The sequence below is a fragment of the Winogradskyella sp. J14-2 genome, assembly GCF_001971725.1.
Classification (GTDB): Bacteria; Bacteroidota; Bacteroidia; order Flavobacteriales; family Flavobacteriaceae; genus Winogradskyella.
Genome location: NZ_CP019388.1, coordinates 3,291,131 through 3,316,636 on the forward strand (window position 1 = coordinate 3,291,131; position 25,506 = coordinate 3,316,636).

Annotated in this window: 19 protein-coding genes; 8 read left to right on the plus strand and 11 right to left on the minus strand. The window is 34.8% G+C overall.

Going from position 1 to position 25,506, the window contains the following annotated elements; all coding sequences use genetic code 11:
• Window positions 1–15 precede the first annotated feature (15 nt).
• The 5 genes from BWZ20_RS14795 to pheT all read right to left on the minus strand — a co-directional run bounded on the left by BWZ20_RS14795 (window position 16) and on the right by pheT (window position 6,789).
• A complete protein-coding gene (locus BWZ20_RS14795) occupies window positions 16–2,433 on the minus strand; it encodes an FtsK/SpoIIIE family DNA translocase (protein WP_076621109.1) in 2,418 nt (805 codons plus the stop codon).
• Between the two features lie 38 nt (window positions 2,434–2,471).
• Window positions 2,472–3,317 (minus strand): M15 family metallopeptidase, encoded by an 846-nt coding sequence (locus BWZ20_RS14800; protein ID WP_076621111.1) that lies wholly within the window; start codon window positions 3,315–3,317, stop codon window positions 2,472–2,474.
• A gap of 28 nt (window positions 3,318–3,345) precedes the next feature.
• Window positions 3,346–3,717, minus strand: coding sequence for a diacylglycerol kinase family protein (locus tag BWZ20_RS14805; protein WP_076621113.1), 372 nt, complete (start codon window positions 3,715–3,717; stop codon window positions 3,346–3,348).
• Between the two features lie 8 nt (window positions 3,718–3,725).
• Window positions 3,726–4,226 carry a thiol peroxidase gene (tpx, locus tag BWZ20_RS14810; RefSeq protein WP_076621115.1) on the minus strand — a complete coding sequence of 167 codons (501 nt, stop codon included), beginning with the start codon at window positions 4,224–4,226 and terminating at the stop codon, window positions 3,726–3,728.
• Window positions 4,227–4,362: 136 nt separating this feature from the next.
• The gene (gene pheT / locus BWZ20_RS14815; RefSeq protein ID WP_076621117.1) at window positions 4,363–6,789 is read right to left on the minus strand and encodes a phenylalanine--tRNA ligase subunit beta; all 2,427 of its coding nucleotides are present in this window, start codon (window positions 6,787–6,789) and stop codon (window positions 4,363–4,365) included.
• 115 nt (window positions 6,790–6,904) lie between these two features.
• On the opposite strand from pheT, the gene BWZ20_RS14820 reads away from it, so the two are divergent.
• Window positions 6,905–8,137 carry a peroxiredoxin family protein gene (locus BWZ20_RS14820; protein ID WP_076621119.1) on the plus strand — a complete coding sequence of 411 codons (1,233 nt, stop codon included), beginning with the start codon at window positions 6,905–6,907 and terminating at the stop codon, window positions 8,135–8,137.
• A gap of 274 nt (window positions 8,138–8,411) precedes the next feature.
• A complete protein-coding gene (locus tag BWZ20_RS14825; protein ID WP_076621121.1) occupies window positions 8,412–9,182 on the plus strand; it encodes a DUF481 domain-containing protein in 771 nt (256 codons plus the stop codon).
• Between the two features lie 200 nt (window positions 9,183–9,382).
• On the opposite strand, the gene BWZ20_RS14830 is transcribed toward BWZ20_RS14825, so the two are convergent.
• The 3 genes from BWZ20_RS14830 to BWZ20_RS14840 form a co-directional block, all read right to left on the minus strand.
• Window positions 9,383–9,802, minus strand: coding sequence for a hypothetical protein (locus BWZ20_RS14830; protein WP_076621123.1), 420 nt, complete (start codon window positions 9,800–9,802; stop codon window positions 9,383–9,385).
• 325 nt (window positions 9,803–10,127) lie between these two features.
• Window positions 10,128–10,970: a metallophosphoesterase gene (locus tag BWZ20_RS14835; protein WP_076621125.1), complete on the minus strand. Its 843-nt coding sequence runs from the start codon at window positions 10,968–10,970 to the stop codon at window positions 10,128–10,130.
• A gap of 187 nt (window positions 10,971–11,157) precedes the next feature.
• On the minus strand, window positions 11,158–12,552 hold the full coding sequence (locus BWZ20_RS14840; RefSeq protein ID WP_076621127.1) for a short-chain fatty acid transporter: 1,395 nt from the start codon (window positions 12,550–12,552) through the stop codon (window positions 11,158–11,160).
• A gap of 260 nt (window positions 12,553–12,812) precedes the next feature.
• Between BWZ20_RS14840 and BWZ20_RS14845 the strand changes: the two genes are divergently transcribed.
• Window positions 12,813–13,448, plus strand: coding sequence for an SDR family oxidoreductase (locus tag BWZ20_RS14845; RefSeq protein WP_076621129.1), 636 nt, complete (start codon window positions 12,813–12,815; stop codon window positions 13,446–13,448).
• A 431-nt stretch (window positions 13,449–13,879) separates the two neighbouring features.
• Here the strand turns inward: BWZ20_RS14845 and BWZ20_RS14850 are convergent, their stop codons facing one another.
• Window positions 13,880–16,417, minus strand: a complete 2,538-nt coding sequence (locus BWZ20_RS14850; RefSeq protein ID WP_076621131.1) for a DUF559 domain-containing protein — start codon at window positions 16,415–16,417, stop codon at window positions 13,880–13,882.
• 156 nt (window positions 16,418–16,573) lie between these two features.
• Between BWZ20_RS14850 and BWZ20_RS14855 the strand changes: the two genes are divergently transcribed.
• Window positions 16,574–18,529, plus strand: a complete 1,956-nt coding sequence (locus tag BWZ20_RS14855) for a M1 family metallopeptidase (RefSeq protein ID WP_076621133.1) — start codon at window positions 16,574–16,576, stop codon at window positions 18,527–18,529.
• Window positions 18,529–19,419: a patatin family protein gene (locus BWZ20_RS14860; protein WP_076621136.1), complete on the plus strand. Its 891-nt coding sequence runs from the start codon at window positions 18,529–18,531 to the stop codon at window positions 19,417–19,419. Before BWZ20_RS14855 ends, BWZ20_RS14860 begins: the two co-directional genes overlap by 1 nt.
• An 80-nt stretch (window positions 19,420–19,499) precedes the next feature.
• On the opposite strand, the gene BWZ20_RS14865 is transcribed toward BWZ20_RS14860, so the two are convergent.
• Window positions 19,500–20,018, minus strand: coding sequence for a hypothetical protein (locus tag BWZ20_RS14865; RefSeq protein ID WP_076621138.1), 519 nt, complete (start codon window positions 20,016–20,018; stop codon window positions 19,500–19,502).
• A gap of 5 nt (window positions 20,019–20,023) precedes the next feature.
• Window positions 20,024–21,586, minus strand: coding sequence for an FMN-binding glutamate synthase family protein (locus BWZ20_RS14870; RefSeq protein WP_076621140.1), 1,563 nt, complete (start codon window positions 21,584–21,586; stop codon window positions 20,024–20,026).
• A 138-nt stretch (window positions 21,587–21,724) separates the two neighbouring features.
• Between BWZ20_RS14870 and BWZ20_RS14875 the strand changes: the two genes are divergently transcribed.
• The 3 genes from BWZ20_RS14875 to BWZ20_RS14885 are packed head-to-tail and all read left to right on the plus strand — an operon-like array spanning window position 21,725 to window position 25,450.
• Window positions 21,725–24,052 (plus strand): ATP-dependent helicase, encoded by a 2,328-nt coding sequence (locus BWZ20_RS14875; protein ID WP_076621142.1) that lies wholly within the window; start codon window positions 21,725–21,727, stop codon window positions 24,050–24,052.
• A 47-nt stretch (window positions 24,053–24,099) separates the two neighbouring features.
• On the plus strand, window positions 24,100–24,792 hold the full coding sequence (locus BWZ20_RS14880) for a hypothetical protein (RefSeq protein WP_076621144.1): 693 nt from the start codon (window positions 24,100–24,102) through the stop codon (window positions 24,790–24,792).
• On the plus strand, window positions 24,770–25,450 hold the full coding sequence (locus tag BWZ20_RS14885; protein ID WP_076621147.1) for a hypothetical protein: 681 nt from the start codon (window positions 24,770–24,772) through the stop codon (window positions 25,448–25,450). Before BWZ20_RS14880 ends, BWZ20_RS14885 begins: the two co-directional genes overlap by 23 nt.
• The last annotated feature ends 56 nt before the right edge of the window (window positions 25,451–25,506 follow it).

Below are 25,506 nucleotides of genomic sequence, written 5' to 3' on the forward strand. Positions count from 1 at the left end.
TATCTATATGTAATTTTATTGTTGTTCACTTTCTAATAATTGATCTAGAGCTACTAAATCTGGGACTAAAACCTGCCTTGCTTTGCTGCCTTCAAAAGGACCTACAATACCTGCAGCTTCTAACTGGTCTATAATTCTACCAGCTCTGTTATAACCTAACTTTAGTTTTCGTTGTAATAGTGAAGCTGATCCTTGCTGTGCGGTTACAATAATTTCGGCAGCTTCTCTAAACAATTTATCTCTGTCCGAAATATCTATATCAAGATTTGTGCCACCTTCTTCACCAACATATTCTGGTAGCATATGCGCGTCTGGATATGCTTTTTGCGAGCCAATAAATTCTGTGATTTTTTCAACTTCTGGAGTGTCAACAAAAGCACATTGCAAACGAATAAGATCGTTACCTTGTGTATAAAGCATATCTCCTCGACCAATAAGCTGGTCTGCGCCAGAACCGTCTAAAATAGTACGCGAATCTATTTTACTCGTTACTCTAAATGCAATACGAGCTGGGAAGTTGGCCTTAATAATACCAGTAATAACATTTACAGATGGTCGCTGCGTTGCTATTATAAGATGGATACCAATAGCACGTGCCAACTGTGCTAACCTAGCAATAGGTGTTTCTACTTCTTTTCCAGCTGTCATAATTAAATCTGCAAACTCATCAACTACTAATACAATGTATGGTAAGAATTGGTGACCGTCATTAGGATTTAATTTTCTAGCTTTAAATTTAGCGTTATATTCAGCAATGTTTCTACAAAATGCATTTTTAAGCATTTCGTAACGGTTATCCATTTCTATACAGAGTGAGTTTAAGGTATTAATCACTTTGGTATTATCGGTTATTATGGCATCTTCACTATCTGGAAGTTTTGCTAAATAATGACGCTCTATTTTATTAAAAAGCGTTAATTCTACTTTTTTAGGATCGACCAAGACAAACTTTACTTCCGCTGGGTGTTTTTTGTACAATAACGATGTTAATACCGCATTTAACCCAACCGATTTACCTTGTCCTGTGGCACCTGCCATGAGTAAGTGTGGCATTTTGGCTAAATCTACCACAAAGGTTTCGTTGCTAATGGTTTTTCCGAACGCAATTGGTAATTGCATTTTGGACTGCTGAAATTTTTGAGACGCAATTACCGAACGCATAGAAACGATTGTCGAATTTTTGTTTGGTACCTCAATACCAATAGTTCCTTTACCTGGAATTGGAGCAATAATTCTAATGCCTAAAGCTGCAAGTGACAACGCGATGTCATCTTCGAGATTTTTAATTTTTGAAATTCTGATACCTGCATCTGGCACAATTTCGTAAAGTGTTACTGTTGGGCCAATGGTTGCTTTTATGCTCGTAATACCAATTTTGTAGTTACTTAATGTTTCTACAATTCGGTTTTTGTTTTCTTCGAGTTCTTCTTGGTCTATAGAAATACCTTCGTTTTCATATTTCTTTAGCAGATCTAAATGTGGAAATTGATAATTGCTCAATTCTAAAGTTGGGTCAAATTGCCCAAAATCCTCAACAAGCTTGTCAGCCAGATTATCTGTTTCAGATTGTTCTTCTTCTACAGCTTCGACCTCAACCTTTAATTCTGATTCTAGTTCTAGTTCTGGTATTTTTTTAGAAGTAACTTCATTATGTGCGTGCGCTATGTTCTCTTTGGGCTTAGAATGATTACTTATAGTAGGCTCTGGTTTATCAAGAGAAATTTCAAAAGCAGATTTAATGGCTTCGGCTTCTTCGGTAAGGCTATTGTCTACAATGGCTGTTTTAGAATCCTCTTGTGTATCTGGATTTATATCGTTTTTAAAGCTTTTCTTGGCGCTGCTAAAAAGTTTTACAAACGTATCACCAGTAACTTTAAATCTTAGGGCTAGGTAGGCGATAAGCCCAAAAAGTAATAATAGGATAGTGCCTATTTTTCCTATGTAATCTTGAAAGAAATGATTCATTTCAAAACCTATGGTACCACCAAGAATATCATATTTGTGTGTAAAGAAACCGAAGAAAATAGATAACCAAATGACGATTAATGTTCCCCAAATCCAATGCTTTCTAAGTTTTGTTTTTTTGAGGTTTAAAGTCACATATATGCCAGACAGAAAAATTAAGCCAGAAAAAATAAAGGATGAAATTCCAAACCCCTTATTAATGAAAAATTCACTTACCCAGGCACCTAATTGACTTGCCCAATTTTTATAGGCTTCAGAACGCTCAGGAAAATTGCTTAACACACTTTGGTCTTCTTTACCCGTAAATATGAAAGACAAAAAGGAAATAAACAAAAGCACTCCCAAAATAATCAGTAAGCTTCCAAAAATGAGCTTTTGCTGATTAGATAATGTTAATGATGGCTTTTTAAAAGTCGTTTTAGACTTTGCTTTGGTTGTATTTTTCTTTTTAGTTGTTTTTTTTGCCATGTTGTGCCGAATACTGTTTTCGGTATAGACCTCGATACTTAAGGTGTATGTTGTTTATATTCTTTTGCCTTATTAGCAATCCCATTGACATAATCTTCAATAACATGAAGATTTTTAGCCAGTTGCGATCCTTCAAACTCAGAAATATCTTCTATTTTAATATGAGCATTGTAAAATTCTAAATAATTACTCGCCAAAGGTACAAAAGACCAATGCCATTTTTCTTCATTATAACCTGTTCTTCCATTATTTTTATTGGTATAAACCTGGTAGAATCCAAAACTATGGGCATGCTCTAATAACCATTGGTAGGTTTTTAATCCTTTTCCGCTGTTAAAATACGAATTATTTAAACTATTTAAATCCATGTCTGTTCCCCAATGATGCCGAGATGTAGAAGGCATAGAACTATATTCTAAAATTCTCTTGGCACGCTCTAAAGGTTCGAGGTCTTTAAAGGTGTTCCATTTACGTTGCCAAATGGCTTTTTGTTCATAAAAGTTTCGCGTGCCAGATAGGATCTTTAGATCAATACTATCTTTTTTAGCAGCTTTAGCCATTTTTAAAAAAGCTTGATACACTAAGTGGTTAAGATAAATTTCTTTTGTTGCATACTTGGGCTCTACTTTGACAAAGGTAGAATCTGTTTTGTAATTAAACTTACCCAGCACAAACTCTTTTGTAATGTTAAGCGTGTCTTTTGAGGATTTATTTTTTTGTAGCTTAGGTAGAGTTTCAATATCTGTTTTAGTTTTAAGTGCCGTTGAAGTTTTTTCAGGCTTATCTATACAACTTGTTACTAGTGCAATAAAAGAAAGTAAAATAGCAAGCTGTTTCATTTGATTGTGCAGAATAGGTTTAAGATTGATAAAGTATTCAATCATGTAACGTAATTAAACCTTAATTTGGTATTTAAAAAATCTTAGGTAGATAGATGATGCCTGCAACAATAACCGCAACGATAGCAGCGATAAAAACAGCTCCTGCAGAAATGTCCTTTATGAGACCGATTTTAGGATGATGATCTGGATGAATAAAATCTGCAATATATTCTACGGCAGTATTCACACCTTCAATACTCATAACCAAGCCAATCATGGCAATTTGAACCATCCATTCCGTTGCAGAAATACCGAAATAAAAACCAGCAATAGTGACGACTAAAGCAATGAAAATCTGAATTTTAATGCTGGCTTCGGTTTTAATAAGAATGAGCATTCCTTTAAAAGCAAAGCCAACACTTTTTAGTCTATTGATAATAAACGGCTCTTTATTTTGTTGCATTGCAATAGTTAAGATAAGCTGCTTAAAGCACTTGCATAATCTGGCTCGTCCGCAATTTCAGAAACTTGCTCGGTATGCAAAATAGTGCCGTCAGTATCTATAACAACAACACATCGAGACAGTAAGGTTTCAAATGCTCCATTTGCAAAAGCTAGACCATAATCCTTACCAAACCCACCTGTTTTATAATCCGATAAGCTTACAACGTTATCCAAACCTTCAGCACCACAAAAGCGAGCCATGGCAAAGGGTAAGTCTTTAGAGATACAAAGTACCTTGGTGTTTTCTAGTTGACTGGCTTTTTCGTTAAAGGTTCTTACAGATTGCGCACAAGTGCCAGTATCTACACTTGGAAAAATGTTCAATACCAACCTGTGGCCATTAAAATCTGATAAGCTTTTATCTTTTAACTCTGTGTCAGTGAGTTTAAAATCTGGTGCTTTGCTACCAACTTTTGGTAAATTTCCTAAAGTTTCTACTGGAGTGCCTCCTAGTGTTATGTTTGCCATGATTTTAGTGTTTTAAATTTTGATAAAAATAAAAAAAGCAATACTGAAAAGTGTAAATAAAATGATAATGTTTTAAAGAAAAAGCCATATTAATTCAAAGATTAATATGGCTTTCATTTTTATTATATTTTAATGTCTATCTCAACTCAGCACCAAGTTTAGATTCAAAGTTAGATTGAAGCTTGGACATAATTTTATCGATTTGTTTATCAGTAAGTGTTTTGTTTTCGTCTTGCAACGTAAAGCTTACTGCATAACTCTTTTTGCCAGCTGGTAGATTCTTTCCTTCATAGACATCAAAAAGATTTATATCTTTAAGCAATTGCTTTTCGGTTTGTTTGGCAATGGTGTAGATTTCTTCAAAGGTGACTTTGTTGTCCAACAATAAAGCAAAATCTCTTCGTACTTCTGGGTATTTTGGTATGGCTTTAAATGTTATGGAGTTGTGTTTGGCCATATCCAGAACATTATCCCAGTTAAAGTCAGCATATAAAACATGCTGTGAAATGCCAAAATGTTTCAATACCGATTTCTTAACCAACCCGAATTCAACCAAAGTTTTCTTGCCAATAGAAAGGCTCATACCTTCACTAAGAATATCGGTTTTATGAGGTGAAGATTTAAATCTATTTAATCCTAAGCGCTCTAAAACAGCTTCAGTGGTTCCTTTTAAGTAAAAGAAGTCGCTAGGTGTGGTTTTAGTATTCCAACGTTCTAGGGTCTTATTACCTGTTATAAAAATTGATAAGTGTTTATGTTCTTCGCGATTGTCTGAATACTGGTGGTAGGTTTTACCAAATTCAAACAATTTTAAATCGTAACGCTTTCTATTGATATTATGAGATACAGCTTCCAAACCAGAAAACAGTAAAGACTGACGCATAACCTCTAAGTCTGCACTTAATGGATTTAGCATTTTTACGTTATGGTCTGCATTAAGTTGCTCACTTAATTCAACATATTTAGTTGAGGTTAATGAGTTAGCCATAATCTCGAAGAATCCTTGAGATGCTAATTGATTACCAATAATGTTTTGTAATTTATAATCTTCAAAACGTGAAGAATTAGAGATGGAAGCGTTTAACTTCTCGGTTGTGCCAATGGTATTGTAGCCATAGACTCTAAGTATTTCTTCAATGACATCCGCTTCACGTTGCACGTCATTTCTATAAGCTGGTATTGTTAACCCTAAACCAGCTTCAGTGACATTATTAACCTTAATTTCTAAAGAGGTTAAAATACTTTTAATGGTTTCTCTAGGAATTTCTTCACCAATTAGTTTCTTTGTGTTTTCAAAACTCAATCGTACTTCGTAATCCTTGATTTTGTTGGGATAGGCGTCAGAAATATCACTTGTAATTTCACCTCCAGCAACTTCAGTAATTAATAAAGCTGCACGTTTTAAAGCATATTCTGTAATATTTGGGTCAATACCTCTTTCAAATCTAAAGGAGGCATCTGTATTGAGTCCGTGACGTTTTGCTGTTTTTCTAATGCTAACAGGGTCAAAGTATGCACTTTCTAAGAAAATGTTAGTAGTAGCTTCTGTTACACCAGAATCCATTCCGCCAAAAACGCCTGCAATACAAATTGGTTTTTCGGCATCACAAATCATCAGATCTTCTTCGTGCAATTCTCTTACGATCTCGTCTAATGTTGTAAATTTTGTTCCGGCTTTACAAGTTTTAACCTCAATCTTATTTCCTGAAATTTTACCAGCATCAAAAGCGTGCAATGGTTGGCCTAACTCGTGCAAAACGTAATTAGTGATATCTACAATATTATTTATGGGTGATAAACCAATTGCCTTTAAACGGTTTTGTAACCAGCTAGGCGAAGTTTTAACCTTAACACCAGAAATGGTAACTCCACAATATCTAGGACATTTCTCCTTATCCTTAACATCAACATCGATCTTCAGCGATCTGGTATCTACATGATAAGACATTACCGAAGGAGTAATTAACTCTAAGGGTACATCGTTTTGAAGTAAACCGGCTTTTAAGTCTCTGGCAACTCCATAATGACTCATAGCATCGGCACGATTTGGTGTTAGGCCAATTTCAAAAACCTCGTCATTTTCAACCTCAAAAATCTCTGCGACTGGTGTACCAACCTTTAGATCGGCATCGAGTACCATAATGCCATCGTGAGATTCGCCAAGACCAAGTTCGTCCTCAGCACAAATCATTCCGTGGCTTTCTTCGCCTCTAATTTTCCCTTTTTTTATTTTCCAGGCTTCGCCTTCTGCCGTGTAAAGCGTTGTGCCGATTGTAGCCACAGGTACTTTTTGGCCTGCAGCAACATTTGGTGCACCACATACAATTTGTACAGGTTCTGCTTCACCGATATTTACGGTTGTTACTTTTAGTCGGTCTGCATTTGGGTGTTGTACACAAGTCAATACTTCGCCAACAACAATACCTTTTAGTCCGCCTTTAATAGATTCGTATGTTTCTATACCTTCTATTTCAAGTCCAAGATCTGTAAGTAATTCGCCTGTTTTCTCGGCATTCCAATCTATATTGATAAACTGTTTTAACCAGTTATAAGATATCTTCATGAGCTGTTTTATTCAAGCTACAAAGATAATAATACTTGTATGTTAATGAAATGAATATGCTTTTTTATGTAAGGGATTTGTTGTTATTTCGAACTCTAAATAAACTCAATTTGTAATGCGATATATTTTTGGACTTTTAGTATTCACATCTTTATTTTCATGTAAAAACGAAACTAAATCTAATACTAATGCAGTTATTCCATTAGACGAAGGAATGTACAGAGCTTGGTTACCAATTCAAGATAACCAAGAAATTCCTTTCGTCTTTAAAGTCGAATCAAAAAACAAATTGAAGATATTTAATGCTGAGGAAACGATATTGGTAGATGAAATTGAATACAAAAACGACTCGGTTTACATTAATTTACCAGTTTTTAAGGATTATTTGGTGGCTAAAATTAGCAATGATGAAAGTCTGAATGGTTTTTATGTGAGCCCAGATAGAGATCGTAAAGTTTCTTTTAGAGCAGAAGGCCATGAAAATATAAGATTTCCGGTAAAGGAAAAACCAAGTGCTAATATTGGAGGTGTTTGGGAAACCGTATTTAGTAAAGGTATTGAAGGAGATGAATACATAGCAAAAGGCATTTTTAAGCAAAAAGGACAGAAGGTTACAGGTACTTTTAGAACTACCACAGGCGATTACCGTTATTTGGAAGGTGTTATGGATGGCGATACTATGAAGCTGTCAACTTTTGATGGTGCGCACGCCTTTTTGTTTACAGCTACAGTAAAAGATTCAACCATGAATGGTTATTTTTATTCGGGAAACCACTGGAAGGAACCTTTTGAAGCCAAGCGCAACGAGGACTATGAACTGCCAAACGCTAATGAATTGACCTATCTAAAAGAAGGTTACGAAAGTTTAGATTTTGTGTTTCCCAATACTTCTGATGAGTTGGTAGGTCTTAAGGATGACCGATATAAAGATAAAGTTGTGGTGGTACAAATTATGGGAACCTGGTGCCCTAACTGTTTGGATGAAAGCAAATACTATGCAGACTTTTATAAAGCAAATAAGGATAAGGATATAGAATTTATTGCCTTAGCTTTTGAGTATGCAAAAGACAAAGAAACTGCCTTTAGTCGTATTGATAGATTGCAAAGTAAAATAGGTGTAGACTATCCTGTTCTTTTAGCACAATATGATGGTGCAGACAAAGCTAAAGCGCAAGAAAAATTACCAATGCTAAACCATGTATTATCCTATCCAACCTCTATTTTTATTGATAAAAAAGGAAAAGTTAGAAAGATACATACAGGTTTTAATGGACCTGCAACCGGTGAGAAGTATACTGAGTTTAAAGCTGAATTTGAAGCGTTTATAACAACATTACTAGAAGAGTAAGTAAGAAAACGTTATCGTAGATTTTTAAAGCGCTCTGCACTTAAAAGTTGATAAATAAATATCTTCGCAATGTGATTGAATTCGTCACTTCGAGTGGCTTTTTCGACTGAAATGAGAAAAATTTGTATCGAGAAGTTGGTCTTTGAAAATGAATCTGTTCTCGATACAATTTTTGGTTTTGCCTCACCAAACTGAGTACGCACCAAAAACCACTCGAACTGACGAGCAAATCAAATTGAGATTGACATGTAAACTTAAATAAGCGTATAAACTTATGCAGCTACTATTTAATAAGACATTATACCTTTTATTTCTGTTTCCAATACTGCTTTTTGGGCAAATTAACGAGAGCGATTCGTTAAAAATTAAAGCTAACCTATCGCTCACAGGCTTCTGGCAAGGTGGTAATGTAGAAACACTAATCTTTAGAGCAAAATCTGGTATTACTTACAAACCATGGAAAAAATGGGTGGTTAAAACCCAGAATTCTTATGTATATCAAGAATTCGGAAAAGAAAAAGCAGATGCCGATTTTTTAAGTCTTAACTTCCTTTACTTTAATCCAGAAAAAAAGATTTATCCTCAGTTATTAGGCTTTTTGAGCACCAATTACAGACGCGAAATAAGTTCGCGTTCCTTATTGGGAGGTGGTGTAACCTTTCAGGTGTATAAAAAGGATAAGAATTGGTTGAAGTTTTCAGTAACAAGCGAGTATGAGCAAACCAATTTTAACAACACCAATTTTAATCTTAATGCGTACGATGGTAGTGATGACATTGACACATGGCGCGGAACAATTTGGGTTAATGGCAAGTACTACCTTTTTAAAGGCAAAATAATTGTAAGCCATGAAAGCTATATACAACCTTCTTTAGAGGAAAGTGATAATTACCGTTGGCAAGCCGATTTTGGGCTGGAATTCCCAATATGGAAATTCCTCAGCTTTAAGATTAACTACTTACGCACCTTTGAAAGTATTGTTATAGAAGGCCAAAAACGCGAAGACAAGTTTTTAACCTTTGGGTTTACGTTGAAAAGTTATTGAGAATAGAAATTTTAGAAGTAGGAGAGAACGAGCAGTAACTTATAGCCAGTGTTAGTAAAAGTTTTTATTGCATTCAACAATTCTTTCCAATAGGTATATTCTCCTTTTTCGTTGTAAATAGTGGACTTGCTTTGTAGGGTTTTCCGTTTTCTTAACCAGAGATGCCTTAATTGCGTTTATGTATTGTTATAAGTAGTCCTTTATTTTTCATTCAGTTTGTCGAAATATTTTTCTCTGTAAAATTTATTTACATCTCTTATTATAGTGTCCATTTTTAATTTTTGAATATAATATTCAAAGTCAGAGTCAGTTTTCTTAAATAAAGAGTCACCAACATTCAGTTTTTCATGTATGAAAAAAGGAATTTCTTTTTCCCATTTATTGTCAATTAAAATCGATCTTGTTCGTCCGTTATCTTTTTCAGATAATAAGCTTGTAATTTTTCCAGAGTAAGAGTTGTTTCGGATGTTTTTATATTTTCTTTCAATATAGCTTTCTGAATTGTTTTGAATTAATGAGATAGATATTATTACAATAAAAATTGGAATAAATACGAATGCAAGACTTTTTAGGATTGTTTTTTCTTGCTTCTTTAATTTATTTTTATTTTCAGTACTCACTTGGTTAAATTAGATACAAGAGTTTTGGCCATGGTTTCATTTTCTGTTTAAGCACTAAAGTTAGTAAATTGCGATAAATTCGATTAGGAATTTAATAGCAATGAGTTATAGATGTTGCCGTGCACCATATTTAAATTAGCTATAGCTTTCAATTTCAATTTCAATTTCTCGTTTGTTAATTTGTGTAGAACGGTTACGTGTAAGCGTAGTGGGAGATGAGAGTCACTTCACTTTCGATTTACCAATGTCTCTAAAAATATTAATTTTGTTTAATTTGAGCTATTTCACCTCCTATTACGTTTATAAAATGTTGTAGCCAGCTATTTTATGATTGTTCGAGTTCAAAAATGGTTATTTCGGGTCTTACGTTAAATCTCATTTGCCATAAATGACCAATGGCTCGATTAATATATAAAGTTCTACCGTCATTCAAGTCAATTTCGCCTTGTGAATACTTTTTGTTTTTGACCGGTAACATAGGTGCATTTAAAAAAGGTGGCTTGCATTGTCCACCATGTGTATGACCAGATAAAATCCAACCTTTATATCCGTTCCAAACATCTAAATCGCATACGTCTGGGTTATGGCATAACAACAAATTGGCTTTATTTTGGTCGTAGTTATTCATCACTTTTTCAGGTTCAAAATTTAAAGCCCAAAAATCATCAAACCCGATTATATTCAAACCCGAAATATCTGCTTGGTCGTTTTTTAGCATTTGGATTCCTGCATTTGTCAATTGTTCTGAAATTTTATCGGCTACATTTTGTTCAGCCCAGTTTTTCCCATAATCGTGATTTCCTAGTATTCCAACGGTTCCTATTTTTCCCTTAACAGTATGTTTTAATACTTCATCTAATTGTTCAAATTGCTTTTCGTTCTCGTAACTTACATAGTCACCTGTGTAAACAACAAAATCAGGATTAAAATTTTGTGCTTTTTTAAACGAGTCAATTATATAACTATAGTCAAATCTATCTCCTATATGAATATCACTAATTTGCATTAAAGTTTTTCCAACGAGCTTATCAGGAAGATTAGAAATTGGCATTTTACGTTTCACAAATTCTAACCAAAAAGGCTCAATTTGCCAAGTGTAAAGTCCAGTTAAAAAACCAACTCCAATTGTTCCCAAAAATGTTCGTTTTATAAATTTTCGTCTGTTCATTTTAATTTACTACAAACCTGTAACTAAAGCCATCTTAAGCTTATCCTCTACTAATATAAAAATAATTACAAAAGGCTTGCATATGCTAGTATTATTAGTCTTTTTTCATAGACCTTTTTATGCTTTTAAGTAATGTCATACAAAACAAGTGTATATGGTTACAAGTAATTATGGTGTGTAAAATAGTTTAATAAGGCATATAAGTTACCAAAAGCGCCTGTATCACAAATAACACCACAAAAGGAATAAATAAATACCCAACCACATCTCTCGCTTGTATTTTAATGCCTTTACCCATTACAGGGAAAACGACGAGCAAAAAGAAGGGTTGTAGTAAATTGCTTAAGCTTTCTCCATAAGCTACAGACATAGAAGCCCTGGCTGTCATAGCTGTAACTTCAGTCGGTGAGAGGTTGGTGCCAAGTTCTTGCACCATATTTAAAATACTTGGGCCAATAACCGCAAACTCACCACCTGCAGATGGTATTGCAAAATTGATAATACCACCTGATAAATAGGCTATAAAAGCATAATTTTCGGTAGTGGCAATGGTTATTAGAGTGTTTGTGATTTTTTCACCCAAACCAGAAGCCATCATTATACCCATAATACCTGCATAAAACGGATATTGAAACAATATGCCAGAAATATTACTGCTGGCACGTTTCATCGCAATGCTAAAACGCATTGGTGTAATGTGTAAGAGCATCCCAACAATAAGAAAAATGAAAATCATAATGTTAAAGTTGAGATCAAAGCTTTTGGTTGCAAAGTGGTAAATAATATAGGCTAATCCAAGTACAGCAACAGTAAGCTGCAACCAACCAGCATTGTTTAACGCATCAGATAATGCTTTATATGGTAGTTTGTAAGAGAGGGCTTCGTCTTTAACCGAATTAGTTTCATCATCTAACGACGTTTGTAAATCCTTGAGTTCTTTGCCTTCGTGAGATTTAGGAATAAGTAACCAAATCAATAATGGAGAAACGACCACAAACAAAACAATCATCGCAATATTTAGCGTCGCGCCTAAACTATAACTTGTAGAAATAGTATTGTTTAAAATACCTTCTTGTATCAAAAAGTTATTTTCGGTATTAAGCAACAATGCAATGGAGCTCGATAAACCGCAAACCCAGCCATTAAAAGAAAAATACACGCAAGCTACCAAAAAAGGATAGTGAATGCCTTTAATGCGTAGCGCCAATTCGCGTCCTAAAATGGCTGTAACCACAACCATTCCAAAACTTATTAAGGATAATAAAGCACCAAGCGCAATAATAACCAGATAAACCTGTGTTGGTGTTTTAATATATTTGGTAATATAATCAATCCCTTTTTTTACAGGTGAGGATTGCGCAATACAGTAAGCTGTGATGATAATAAGCACAATCTGCATACCAAATGATAAAAGACTCCAAAAGCCATTATACCAGCCTTGTAAAATATTAATGGGTTGGTGGTCTGTAAATACCAAGGCCAAAACAAAAGTGAGTAGTGTAAGCAACAGCGCAAACACATAAGCACTTGGCATGTATTTGGTAAAACCATCTGTAAATTTCTGACCGAGTTTGGTAATCATGGTTGGTGATGTTTTGCTAAAAATCGGGATTTACATTGAATTTTAAAAACCTACAGAACAAAGTTTTCTGTGATTTATACTCTGATTTAAGACTGTTTTAGCGTTTTCTAGATATTAATTAGGGCAACCTTAACACAATTTGTAATTAGATATGTTATTTTAATTAAATGAAACTGAATAGTAACTACGTACAAATCGTAGTTATACTTAAAGCTGAAAAATGGAGCTTTAAGAAACATGATAAAAGAACAAAATAATTTATGGAAAATGTATTAGTAGCTGGTGCTAATGGTACCACAGGAAAACAAGTTGTTAACCTTTTAAAGAATTCGCAATATTTTAATCCGATTGCTATGGTGCGAAAAGAATCACAGTTAGAGCCATTTAAAAATGAAAATATAGATACCGTTTTAGGTGATTTAACCAAAGATTTAGCGCACGTTGTAAAAGACGTGGATAAAGTGGTGTTTGCGGCAGGATCTGGTGGGAAGAATGTTGTAGAGGTCGATCAGGAAGGTGCAAAACGCCTAATAGATGTGTCCAAGATGGCTAATGTCAATAAATTTGTAATGTTAAGTTCAATGGGTGCTAATAATCCTGAAATGATGCCAGATCTTAAAGATTATTTACAGGCTAAGCAAAATGCAGATGAACACTTAAGAGAAAGTAACTTGAAATATGCAATTATAAGGCCTGGAACATTAAAAAATGAAGAAGGAAAAGGTAAAATTGAAATTGCCGAAAACGAATTAAACAAACAAGGAGAAATCAGTAGGGCAGATGTTGCACAAACGTTGGTACGAGCTTTACATGATGATGCTCCTAAAAACAAAACTTTTGAAATATTAGAAGGTGAAACCTTGATAGGTGAAGCCTTTGAAGTTGCTATGAATTAATAAAAAAGTTTAAGACTTAACATTAAAGTTTAAATTTTTAAGAGGTGTCATTTGGTCATGCCTCTTTTCTTTTGTCTTAATAATACGTTAATTAACAATTGGTTACTGTTCTTTAACAAGTCGCTAACAGCCTTGCTTTCAAAATCGGTCTACATTGAAAACATATTCATCAGCAAAACACGTTTGGTTATGTTTTGAAGGTCTGGTTGTTGTTGGTGCCAGGCCTTTTTTTTTATTCCTGCAAAAGCAGGAATCTCATTACAATAGGTTTTATATCTATATAAACCACATATGGTCATCCTAAACTTGCTTGTGCTGAATTTATTTCAGTATTTCTGAGTCCCTTATTAATGAGTAAGTCGTCAGTTCGAGTGATTTTGAGTTACGCGAAATCGTATCGAGAATTTTTTGCTGTGAGCAATTTCAAAATCTTAACTAATATAATTCCAGATATTACGGTACTTACTCATTTGTCTGTAAGTATTCAAAATCATTTTATGTTCAGGTAAAGCTAAGCTAGGATCAAGCTTTAAAACCGACTTCGCATGATATCTCGCGCGCTCTAGGATGTCTTTGTCCTTTACAATATCTGCAATTCTAAGATTTAAAACACCACTTTGTTGTGTACCCATAATATCGCCAGGACCTCTAAGTTTCAGATCTACTTCAGCAATTTCAAAGCCATCTGTGGAGCGTACCATAGTTTCTAAGCGCGTTTTACTGTCATTACTCAGTTTATGCCCAGTCATTAAAATACAATAACTCTGTTCGGCACCACGACCAACACGTCCACGAAGCTGGTGTAATTGCGATAAACCAAAACGTTCAGCACTTTCAATAATCATAACCGAAGCATTTGGTACGTTAACACCAACTTCAATAACAGTGGTGGCAACCATAATGTTGGTTTTGCCTTCAGCGAAGCGTTGCATCTCGTAATCTTTGTCTTCGGCTTTCATTTTTCCATGAACAATAGAAATTTGATAGTCTGGTGTTGGAAACTCTCTTGAGATGCTTTCGTAGCCGTCCATCAAGTCTTTATAATCCATTTTTTCACTTTCTTGAATGAGAGGATACACAACATAGATTTGTCTGCCTTTGGCAATTTCGTCTTTCATAAATCGAAAAACTTTCAGTCGATTATTATCGTATCGATGCACTGTTTTTATCGGTTTTCTGCCAGCTGGTAATTCGTCAATAATTGAAATATCCAAGTCGCCATAAACAGACATTGCTAAAGTTCTCGGAATTGGAGTAGCGGTCATCACTAAAATATGTGGTGGAATAACTGCCCCACCAACCTCCCCAGAAGGGAGGCTTTTTAAGTGTTGCTCAATAGTTTTGATTACGGAGTCGATATCTCCAATGATTTGCTCATTTGAAAATCGAACAACTTTAAATCCGAGATCATTTAAAATTAAAGTTCGTATTTCGTCTATTTCCTGTTGCTCAATTTTATTATGATAACCACCATCAACTTCAATAACTAAATTCTTCTCTAGATTTACAAAGTCGACAATAAATTCGTCTATGATATGTTGACGTCTGAATTTGAATCCTATGTTTTTGCCTCGTAAACTTTCCCATAAAATCCGCTCAGCTTCGGTGCTGTTTTTTTTGTTTTCTTGCTGTAATTCTTTCATCAATTTGTAGGTCGAAGGTCGAGCAGTTTGGTATCTGTTTAGAACCGCTTTTGCGTCTTCCCTCTGGGAAGATTGAGATGGGCCTTTTTCCCACAATTTTGATCTTTGTTTTACGCCAAAACGATGTTGCTCGTCGATAATAGCAAGTCCTAAATTTTTAAATCTCACCTTATCTTCGAGCAGTGCGTGAGTGCCAATTAAGATCTGTAAATTGCCGTTTTCGAGATTTTCATGAATAATTCGTCTATCTGAAGTTTTAGTTGACCCAGTTAATAATGAAATACTGATATTCAATTTATTACACCATTCTAATAATCCATTGTAGTGCTGAACTGACAAAATTTCAGTTGGTGCCATTAGACAGCATTGAAAACCGTTGTCAAGTCCCATGAGCATTGACATAAAGCCAACTATGGTTTTACCAGAACCTACATCACCTTGTAAAAGACGGTTCATTTGTGCATTGCTTCCTAAATCTGCCCTAATGTCTTTAAGAACGCGTTTCTGTGCATTGGTTAAATCGAAGGGTAAATGGTTTTTAAAAAAGGTGTTGAAATAGTCTCCTACTTTTTCAAAAGTGAAGCCTTTTATTTTTGATTTGTGGATTAAATTTTTCAGAATTAATTGCAATTGAATGTAGAATAATTCTTCAAATTTTAGTCGAAATTGAGCTCTCGAAAGTAGCTCTGGAGACTTTGGAAAATGTATATTAAAGAGCGCTTCAGATTTCGATAATAATTTTAATTCTCCTCTAATGGTATTTGGTATAGTTTCCGCATAACGTCCTTTGGTTTCCAAAAATAATTGCTGCATTATTTTGGTTACAACACGATTTGTTATCCCTTTGTTTGAAAGTTTTTCGGTAGATGGGTAAATGGCTTGCATGGCAGAGCGCAGATTTTTTTCGTGTTCCGATAGTAATTCTATTTCAGGATGTGGCATGCTAAACTTACCATTAAACCAGTTGGTTTTACCAAAAATGACGTAAGGTTGTCCTGTTTTTAGGCTTTCTCTTATCCATTTTTGCCCTCTAAACCATACGAGTTCCATAACACCAGTATCGTCTCTAAATTCAGCGACCAAACGTTTTCCACGTTTTTGCGCTACTTCTCTAAAACTGGTTATTTGTCCAATAACTTGTACTTCAGCATTATTACGTTGTAGTTGGTTGATTTTGTAATATTTGGTGCGATCGATGTAACGGTTTGGAAAGAGGTTAATCAAATCCTGATAGGTGTGAATACCCAATTCTGAGCGCAATAAATCAGCTCGGTTTGGTCCAACGCCTTTAAGGTAATCTATAGGTGTTTGTAAGTTCACACTCATAGTTGCGAATTTACTAATTCCTTTGAAAAAAGGAATCTCTTTGTTTATAGTTCTGAGTATGGTGAAGGATTTGTAAATGTAGAGATTTCTTAATCGTTCTTCTTTCGAAATAACAGAAAATTGTATTTTGGTCTAATCCTTGTTTTAATTGATTTTATGAAAAGAGTATTAATTGCATGCTTTCTGATTGTTTCTGTGTTTTCCTACGCTCAGCAAACGGACTATGTGGATTTTATGAAAATTAATTCAGATATAATTTTAAATACTGATTCTTTAAAAATATGGGGAAATAGTACAGTTGAATTCAAAATTTTAAAATCTGTAGATTCAATTTTTATGGATGCAAAAAAAATGAACTTTCATTTTGAATTGCATAATCATGACAGTATTTATTATGAATATGATGGTGAAAAATTGTGGTTTTTGAGTCGTTTTGAAGCAGGTGAAAAACATAAACTATCTTTTAAGTATAAAGTTAAACCCAAAAAAGCTTTATACTTTGTGAATAAAAATGGTGAGCCACAAATCTGGACGCAAGGTCAGGGAAAATATACCAGTAATTGGTTGCCTAGTATTGATGATGTTAATGATAAGATAGAGTTTGATTTATCTGTAACCTTCGATAAGGATTATGAAATTGTTTCAAATGGTAAACTAATAAATAAACAAACCAACGACTCAACAGCTACTTGGTATTACAATATGCAAGAACCCATGTCCAGCTACTTAGTTGCTCTAGCAATTGGTAAGTACAACAAAAAAACAGAGACTTCAAAAAGTGGCGTTCCTTTAGAGTATTACTACTATCCTGAAGATTCTTTAAAGGTTGAGCCTACTTACCGTTACTCCAAGCAGATGTTCGATTTTTTAGAAGAAGAAATTGGATTTGCCTATCCTTGGCAAAACTACAAACAAGTGCCAGTACACGATTTTTTGTATGCTGGTATGGAAAACACAAGCTGCACTATTTTTTCGGATGCTTTTATGGTAGATGATATAGGTTTTAATGATAAAAGCTATGTTAATGTTAATGCGCACGAATTGGCCCATCAATGGTTTGGTAATTTGGTTACGGCAACGTCTGGTGAGCATCATTGGTTGCAAGAAGGTTTTGCAACCTATTATGCTTTGTTAGCAGAGCGTGATATTTTTGGTGATAACCATTATTATTTCAAACTCTATGAATCTGCTGTAGATCTAGGACGACAAGATTTAGCTGGTGATGGTACATCGCTTTTAAATGCAAAATCAAGTAGTTTAACCTTTTATCAACGTGGTGCTTGGGTGCTTCATGCGTTGAGAAGTTTAGTTGGTGATGATGTGTTTAAAAAGGCGGTGAAAGCTTATTTGGAAAAACATCAGTTTAAAAACGTTGAAACTTCAGATTTTATAAATGAAGTAGAACGTTTCTATGGTAAATCACTAAATACATTTGTTGATGTGTGGATTAAACAAAAGGATTTTCCTGTTGATGCCGCTTTTGGATTGCTTCAAAATGAATCTACTTTTATCAACGAATATCTTATGGTAGATTGTCAGGCAAAAACCTCTAAATGCAAAGAGTATATAAGATATTATGTTTCAGATGAAGCAAAGGTAAAAGTGATTTCTCAAATGCCAGAATTGGTAACGAACGATACCTTTAAGCATGGTTTTAAGGTTAGGCAAGCGATTTCGCAATACGTAAGGCAAATTCCCAAAGCGCTAAAGGACAATTATGAAACCTTGTTAGATGATAAGTCTTACGTAACTATAGAAAATGCCTTATATAATCTTTGGACATCATTTCCGGAAGAACGCGCAAAATACCTATCTAAAACCAGAAATGTGGAAGGCTTCAATGACAAGAATGTGCGCTTATTGTGGATTGCTTTAAATCTTAACACACCTTTTTATCAGGCAGATAATAAACAGAGTTTGTTTGAAGAATTGGTAAGCTATACAGATGAGCGTTACAATGCGGACTTGCGTATAAATGCCTTTAACTATCTTAATCTTATGAATGCATGTAACGATACCTGTAAATCTAATCTTGAAAAAGCAAAGTCGCATCATAACTGGAGAATGGTTAAGTTTGCAAAAGATATGTCTGAAAAATTAGAGAAAAAATAATGCGAGCATTAGTGATTTCTGGTGGTGGAAGTAAAGGTGCTTTTGCAGGTGGAGTAGCGCAATATCTTATGGAGCGCGAAAATCGTAAGTATGATATGTTTTTAGGAACATCTACAGGTAGTTTGCTGGTGCCGCATCTGGCCGTAGGCGATATTTCTAAACTTTATGATATTTTTACTAATGTTCAACAACAAGATATCTTTAGCGTTAGTCCTTTTGTACAGCGCAAAAAAGGGGAAAGAGAATATGTATCCATTGATTTTGTGAATTCGTTATGGCAATTTATACGTATGAAACGCACTTTTGGCGAGAGTAAAGCACTTAGAAAACATATAAAGAAGCACTTTACCATTGAAGAATACCAGCAAATAAAACGCGAAAAACATGATGTCGTTGTTACGGTTTCTAATTTATCAATGAATCGCGTGGAGTATAAATCTATTAATGACTGTTCTTATGAAGAATTTTGTAATTGGATATGGATTTCATGTAATTACATTCCATTTATGTCCTTAGCAAAAGTAGATGGTTATGAGTATGCAGATGGTGGTTTGGGCTGTGTAATTCCCATAAGAGAGGCTATTTTGAGAGGCGCTACAGAGGTGGACGCCGTTGTTCTTGAAGCAGAAAATCTTGGTAAACAGCGCGTGTTAGGTAAAAACCCATTTTCTTTAATGATGAATTTATTCGGTCATTTGCTCGATCAAGTAGAACGAAGCGATATTGTTATAGGGAAACTTGCAGCAAAAAATAGAGATGTAAAACTCAATTTGTATTACACGCCAACAAGCTTAACAGAAAATTCTTTGATTTTTAGTAAGCGTTTAATGGAAAAATGGTGGCAGCAAGGTTATGAATATGCTGAGAAAAAGCATTTAACTAGTAGCTAGTACTGAGTATGAAGTGTTGCTGTAAAAAAGAAAAATAAATTGCACCAGACACTAGACACTAGATATTAGATACGAGATATCTACCACATCTCACCAACCTCTTCTTTTATAAAAGAAAGCGCAGCATTGCTTGGTGCAGATTTGTCCATAAGTTCTGTTAAAATTACTTCACGCAGTTTATCGGCACTATCCGTTTTTTCATTCATGTTGGCTTTTCTAATCAATTGAATGGTTGCGTTTTTTGCTGCCAAAATGATGCTCCAACATTGGTCGCTAACATAGATTTGTTGGGTTAGGTTATGTTCAAATTCCTGCTCAATGGTTGCTACAAGTAAGTTTTCGTAATCTTCTTTATTTGAAGATGTTGGACTTACCCTTGGTAATAATTTTTGAGGTTTTATGCGTTCTAGAAAAAGGGCCATGCGTTCGTAGGCTTGCAACCTAAGAGGAAATGACTCTTTTTGTATGTCTTTCTTCATTAAAAAATTACGCCTATTGTTGTCATTATCTACATGCTCTCTAAAGAATAAGAAGGCAATGGCTCCTGTAACAAGGGCAGGTATAGTGTACATTAAAAGGTTAAGAAGTTGTTGTTCCATAAAAATTAATTCTCCTTTTTGCCGCCAAGATAAACACAATCTTTTAATTCTTGCATACTTTTAAAATTTACTGCTGTCTTTTGGTATTTAAAAGTATATTTAAATTCTTTATTGAGGTTGTGGTCATCTACATTCATCTCAATATCACGCATGTTAAATTGACAAGGGTGCTCGTAACCTGCGGCATGCGTAATTTCCATAAGTTCTTTTCTAAACGTTTTAAAATACTGTGCTAAACGCTCAGATTTTAGAGGTACATTAATACCAGTTTGCAACCATTTTTTTTGAGTAGCCACACCTGCAGGACAGCGGTTGGTATGGCAAATTTGTGCTTGTATACATCCAATACTCATCATGGCTTCACGCGCTACATTAATACAATCTACTCCCATCGCAAATGCCATAGCTGCTTTTGCGGGAAATCCAAGTTTTCCACTGCCAATAAAAACAATACGTTCAGTAAGATTATGTTTTTGAAAAAGTTTGTATACATCACTAAATCCATAAACCCACGGTAAAGAAACGTGGTCAGCAAAGCTTGGAGGTGCTGCGCCTGTACCACCTTCGCCACCATCAATAGTAATGAAGTCTGGTCCACGGTTGTCGCGTTCCATAATTTGTGCTAATTCTTCCCATTGTTCTAGCTTGCCAATAGCAGCTTTTATGCCAACAGGTAATCCTGTGGCTTCAGCAATACTTTCAATAAAATCCACTAGTTCTGGTACGGTAGAAAAGGCTTTGTGATTTGGTGGTGATAATACAGTTTTACCAACTTCAACGCCTCTGATTTCTGCTATTTCTTTAGTAATTTTCTTTCCAGGAAGTACTCCGCCTTTTCCTGGTTTTGCTCCTTGAGATAATTTTATTTCAATGGCTCTGATAAAAGGATTGTCCTCAACCAGTTTCACCATTTTTTCCATTGAAAAGCCTCCATCTTCAGCACGTACACCGAAATAACCAGTACCAAAATGGAATACGACGTCACCACCATTGCTATGGTAAGGAGATAAACCACCTTCTCCTGTATTGTGGTAAGCATTAGCAAGTTTTACACCTTTATTTAAAGACTCTATGGCTTTTGCGGACAAAGAACCAAAACTCATTGCAGATACATTGATAATAGATGCTGGTCTGTAAGGTCGTTTACGCTTGTTATAGGCGCCCATTACTTTTGCACAAGGTATAAAGGTTTTGTCGAGTGCGCTTGGGTGATGTTTTTCAACCTTATAAGGCATCATCGCATTGTTTATAAAAATATGCTGATGTGCGTATATATCTCTATCTGTACCAAAACCTTCGTAGTTGTTTTCTTGTTTTGCAGATGCATAAATCCATCCACGTTCTATGCGGTTAAATGGTAGTTCTTCACGATTGTTTGCGACAAAATATTGACGCATTTCAGGTCCGATGCTTTCTAATAAATAGCGTAAATGGCCAACTATAGGAAAGTTGTGGCTGATGGTATGTTTACGCTGAAAGAATATGTCTCTAATCGCAACGAGTACTAAAAAAATGATAAGCCAAAGCCACCAAGGTATATTGCCTAAGAATTCTAAGACTGAATCCATAATGTGAAATAAAAATTTGGACTAATATATTGAAAAATGATGATATGAAATTCTTGATATTTTGTTTATAATTATTGAATTAGAAACATGGAAAAGCCTGAGACAATGTGTATTTTCACGGTTTGAAAAAATGAAGTCTTGGAAAAGTATCTCAGTCAACTTAACGACGCACAATTAGCACCAACATTACAGAAAGACGGACCAATGATTGTTATCGCTGGTGCAGGTTCTGGTAAAACACGCGTACTCACATATCGTATCGCTTATTTAATGAGTCAAGGAGTAGATGCCTTTAATATTTTGGCGCTAACCTTTACAAATAAGGCAGCTCGCGAGATGAAAGGTAGAATTGCAGATATTGTTGGTGATAGCGAAGCTAAAAATCTTTGGATGGGTACGTTTCACTCTGTGTTTGCTAAAATTCTTAGGTTTGAAGGTCATCATTTAGGTTTTCCAAGTAACTTTACCATTTACGATACTCAAGATGCACAAAAGCTTATTGGTTCCATTATAAAAGAAATGGGACTCGATAAGGATATCTACAAAACCAAACAGGTTTATGGTCGTATATCTTCCTATAAAAATAGCCTCATTACAGTTAAGGCTTATTTTAGGAATCCAGAGCTCATGGAAGCAGATGCCATGTCACGCAGGCCAAAAATGGGAGAAATATACGCAGCATATGTAGACCGTTGTTTTAAAGCTGGTGCTATGGATTTTGATGATTTGTTATTAAGAACTAACGAGTTATTGACGCGTTTTCCTGCGGTACTGGCGCAGTATCAAGATCGTTTTAGATACATTTTGGTAGATGAGTATCAGGATACAAACCATTCGCAGTATCTTATCGTAAGAGCTTTGTCCGACCGGTTTCAGAATATCTGTGTGGTAGGTGACGATGCACAAAGTATCTATGCCTTTCGTGGCGCAAATATTAATAACATCCTCAATTTCCAGAAGGATTATGACGATGTAAAAGTCTATAGATTAGAGCAAAACTACCGTTCTACAAAGATGATTGTTGGAGCTGCCAATTCTGTTATAGAACACAATAAAACCAAGCTCGATAAAATTGTCTGGACAGCTAATGATATTGGAGAACAAGTCATTGTGCATAGGACTATGACAGATGCAGACGAAGGCCGCTATGTGGCTAGTACTATTTGGGAAACCAAAATGAACAAGCAATTACAAAATAGCGATTTTGCAGTGCTTTACCGAACAAATGCGCAGTCTCGTGCTATAGAAGATGCTTTAAGAAAGCGTGATATTCCCTATAGAATTTATGGTGGATTATCTTTTTATCAACGTAAAGAGATTAAAGATGTAACAGCTTATTTGCGTTTAATTCTAAACACTTCAGATGAAGAAGCTTTAAAGCGCGTTATTAATTATCCTGCGCGAGGCATTGGTCAGACTACGGTAGATCGTTTGGTTGTGGCAGCCAATGCAACAGGAAAGACCATTTATGAGATTATGAAAGATATTGATAGTGTATCTATCAATATTAATAATGGGACGAAGAATAAGTTAAAGGATTTTGTAACGTTGATAGAAAGTTACAAGGTTATGAACCAAAATGCTAATGCATTTGAATTAGCAGAGCATGTTGCTAAAACCAGTGGCCTTATCCGAGAGTTAGGCAAAGATGGCACACCTGAAGGTGTTACAAAACTCGATAACGTACAGGAATTATTGAATGGTGTTAGGGATTTTGTCGAAGGTCAGGTAGAAGTTGCAGACAGCACAGGATCTCTGGCCGAGTTTTTAGAAGATATCGCCTTGGCAACAGATTTAGACGGTGATAAAGGCGATCCAAACCATGTGGCTTTGATGACTATTCACTTAGCAAAAGGTTTAGAGTTTCCTCATGTGTTTATTGTTGGTATGGAAGAAGATTTATTTCCAAGTGCCATGAGTATGAACACCAGAAGTGAGCTTGAAGAAGAACGTCGTTTGTTCTATGTGGCATTAACAAGAGCAGAAGAGCAAGCGTATCTTACTTATACAGTTTCGCGCTACAGATGGGGAAAACTAATTGATGCAGAACCAAGTAGATTTATTGAAGAAATAGATGACGAATTTATAAACATTACAACTCCGTTAAAAGAACAGCGTTTCAACCCAATGCTAGATGCTTCAATCTTTGGTGATATTGAGCCTAATAATGTACGTTTTGCAAAACCAAAATCTCCAAAGTTTAAAAAGAAAGAGACCAAGAAACCTGAGAAGTTTCAAATTAGTACGCCAAAGAAGTTAAAGCCTGTAAGTGAGACCAATACTGGATCTAATTTATTTGATACCAAGTTGACGGTTGGGAACATCGTTAACCACCAACGTTTTGGCAGAGGCGAGGTACTTAAAATTGAAGGTGCAGGTGGTGATCTTAAAGCTGAAATTAAGTTTGAAGGAGGAACTACCAAAAAGCTGCTTTTGCGTTTTGCCAAATTAGAGGTTATTTCTTAATTATTTACGCAACCCTTTATCATTTTTTGCATCTACAAAAAAACACCATGCTTAAAAACGGATGCTTTCTCGCATTAATACTCACACTTATTTGTGTAAGTTGCGAAGAAACGGAAATATTAAACAATATTAGAGTTCTCGTTAAGGGTAAAGTATTAGACCAAAATGGTGTACCACTGCCTAATGCTAATATAGAAGTTTATACAGATGCTAATGTTTTTAGTGCAGACCGTGTGCTGGTGGGTTTAGGAGAAAGTGATGCATTTGGTAACTTTAAAATTACATCGCTATTTGGACCTAATGAATTATTTTACATAGATGTATCTTTAAATTCGCAATTTTCTGAGTATCGTTACTTAACAAATACCGAAGAATTTACACCGCAAAACCTCATTTTTGATTTAGAAACATTGCAATTAAATGCCTTAACAACGTTTACATACAATATTGTTAAAGTTAATGAAGCTAGTAATACATTGCAATACAATTTTATGTATTTAGATCCTAACTGTACAGAGTTTTATGAAGAAGGTGTATTAAATACACAACTTAGCAATTGTAATGTTATAAGAAATAGAGGGGCTACATTAAACAATTTATCTCCAAATGCAGAAAATGCTAGTTTTAAGGTGCCATTGCAATCTCAAATTGAGTTTACTTACAGCCTCAATGGTGGAGATACAATTTCAGAAATTATAACTGTAAATGAAGACAATTATGAGTTTACATTTAATTATTAAAACACTAATTGTAATAACTTTTGGCCTTCAGTTAAGGGCACAGGGCCCAAAAGTAAACGATATCGAAAATTCTAAAATACCTATTTTATTTGATGATAGCAGACAATATCTTGGGTCAGTAAGTTTAGCCTACCAATTGCCAATACCTTACGGAAATAACTTTATTGGTAAAGGTTTTAAAGGCAGAGATGGCTATAACTTTAAATTTCATTTTTATATTTTTAAAAATCTTTATGCCGGATTTAGTTATGGGTTTAGTTCTTTTAATAATAATAGCCCAGAGCTATTAGGTAATTATGGTAGTACCCAAACAGAAGAGATTTTTGGTACTCTTGGCTATGAGTTTGTACCGATTTCTAAGGTGAGACTTGGTATTTTTACTTCAATTTTAGGAAGAGCAACACTCTCTAATTCTATACCTTCTGGTAATGGAAACCATGATTCTGGGAAACTTAGTAACCTAGGCATAAATTTAGAATATGAATTTATCAAAAATCTCAATATTTATATAGAGTATAATTGGCGAAAAATTAAAACTAATATACGAGTACCAGAAGAACTATCACCTTTTTTTAGAACTGGTACTTACAATGCATTAAACTTTGGCATAAAATTTAATTTTGGTAATGCAGATATGGTTGATAAAATAATATTATAGGATAAAACAAAAGTATAATTGTTAAATTCGGTAATACTATTTATTTATAATATTAT

What these genes read in the sequence shown, in the direction of transcription:
- BWZ20_RS14795 (WP_076621109.1), bottom strand. Translation starts at nt 2,433, where the DNA reads ATGGCAAAAAAAACAACTAAAAAGAAAAATACAACCAAAGCAAAGTCT.
- BWZ20_RS14800 (WP_076621111.1), bottom strand. Translation starts at nt 3,317, where the DNA reads ATGATTGAATACTTTATCAATCTTAAACCTATTCTGCACAATCAAATG.
- BWZ20_RS14805 (WP_076621113.1), bottom strand. Translation starts at nt 3,717, where the DNA reads ATGCAACAAAATAAAGAGCCGTTTATTATCAATAGACTAAAAAGTGTT.
- tpx (WP_076621115.1), bottom strand. Translation starts at nt 4,226, where the DNA reads ATGGCAAACATAACACTAGGAGGCACTCCAGTAGAAACTTTAGGAAAT.
- pheT (WP_076621117.1), bottom strand. Translation starts at nt 6,789, where the DNA reads ATGAAGATATCTTATAACTGGTTAAAACAGTTTATCAATATAGATTGG.
- BWZ20_RS14820 (WP_076621119.1), top strand. Translation starts at nt 6,905, where the DNA reads ATGCGATATATTTTTGGACTTTTAGTATTCACATCTTTATTTTCATGT.
- BWZ20_RS14825 (WP_076621121.1), top strand. Translation starts at nt 8,412, where the DNA reads ATGCAGCTACTATTTAATAAGACATTATACCTTTTATTTCTGTTTCCA.
- BWZ20_RS14835 (WP_076621125.1), bottom strand. Translation starts at nt 10,970, where the DNA reads ATGAACAGACGAAAATTTATAAAACGAACATTTTTGGGAACAATTGGA.
- BWZ20_RS14840 (WP_076621127.1), bottom strand. Translation starts at nt 12,552, where the DNA reads ATGATTACCAAACTCGGTCAGAAATTTACAGATGGTTTTACCAAATAC.
- BWZ20_RS14845 (WP_076621129.1), top strand. Translation starts at nt 12,813, where the DNA reads ATGGAAAATGTATTAGTAGCTGGTGCTAATGGTACCACAGGAAAACAA.
- BWZ20_RS14850 (WP_076621131.1), bottom strand. Translation starts at nt 16,417, where the DNA reads ATGAGTGTGAACTTACAAACACCTATAGATTACCTTAAAGGCGTTGGA.
- BWZ20_RS14855 (WP_076621133.1), top strand. Translation starts at nt 16,574, where the DNA reads ATGAAAAGAGTATTAATTGCATGCTTTCTGATTGTTTCTGTGTTTTCC.
- BWZ20_RS14860 (WP_076621136.1), top strand. Translation starts at nt 18,529, where the DNA reads ATGCGAGCATTAGTGATTTCTGGTGGTGGAAGTAAAGGTGCTTTTGCA.
- BWZ20_RS14865 (WP_076621138.1), bottom strand. Translation starts at nt 20,018, where the DNA reads ATGGAACAACAACTTCTTAACCTTTTAATGTACACTATACCTGCCCTT.
- BWZ20_RS14870 (WP_076621140.1), bottom strand. Translation starts at nt 21,586, where the DNA reads ATGGATTCAGTCTTAGAATTCTTAGGCAATATACCTTGGTGGCTTTGG.
- BWZ20_RS14880 (WP_076621144.1), top strand. Translation starts at nt 24,100, where the DNA reads ATGCTTAAAAACGGATGCTTTCTCGCATTAATACTCACACTTATTTGT.
- BWZ20_RS14885 (WP_076621147.1), top strand. Translation starts at nt 24,770, where the DNA reads ATGAGTTTACATTTAATTATTAAAACACTAATTGTAATAACTTTTGGC.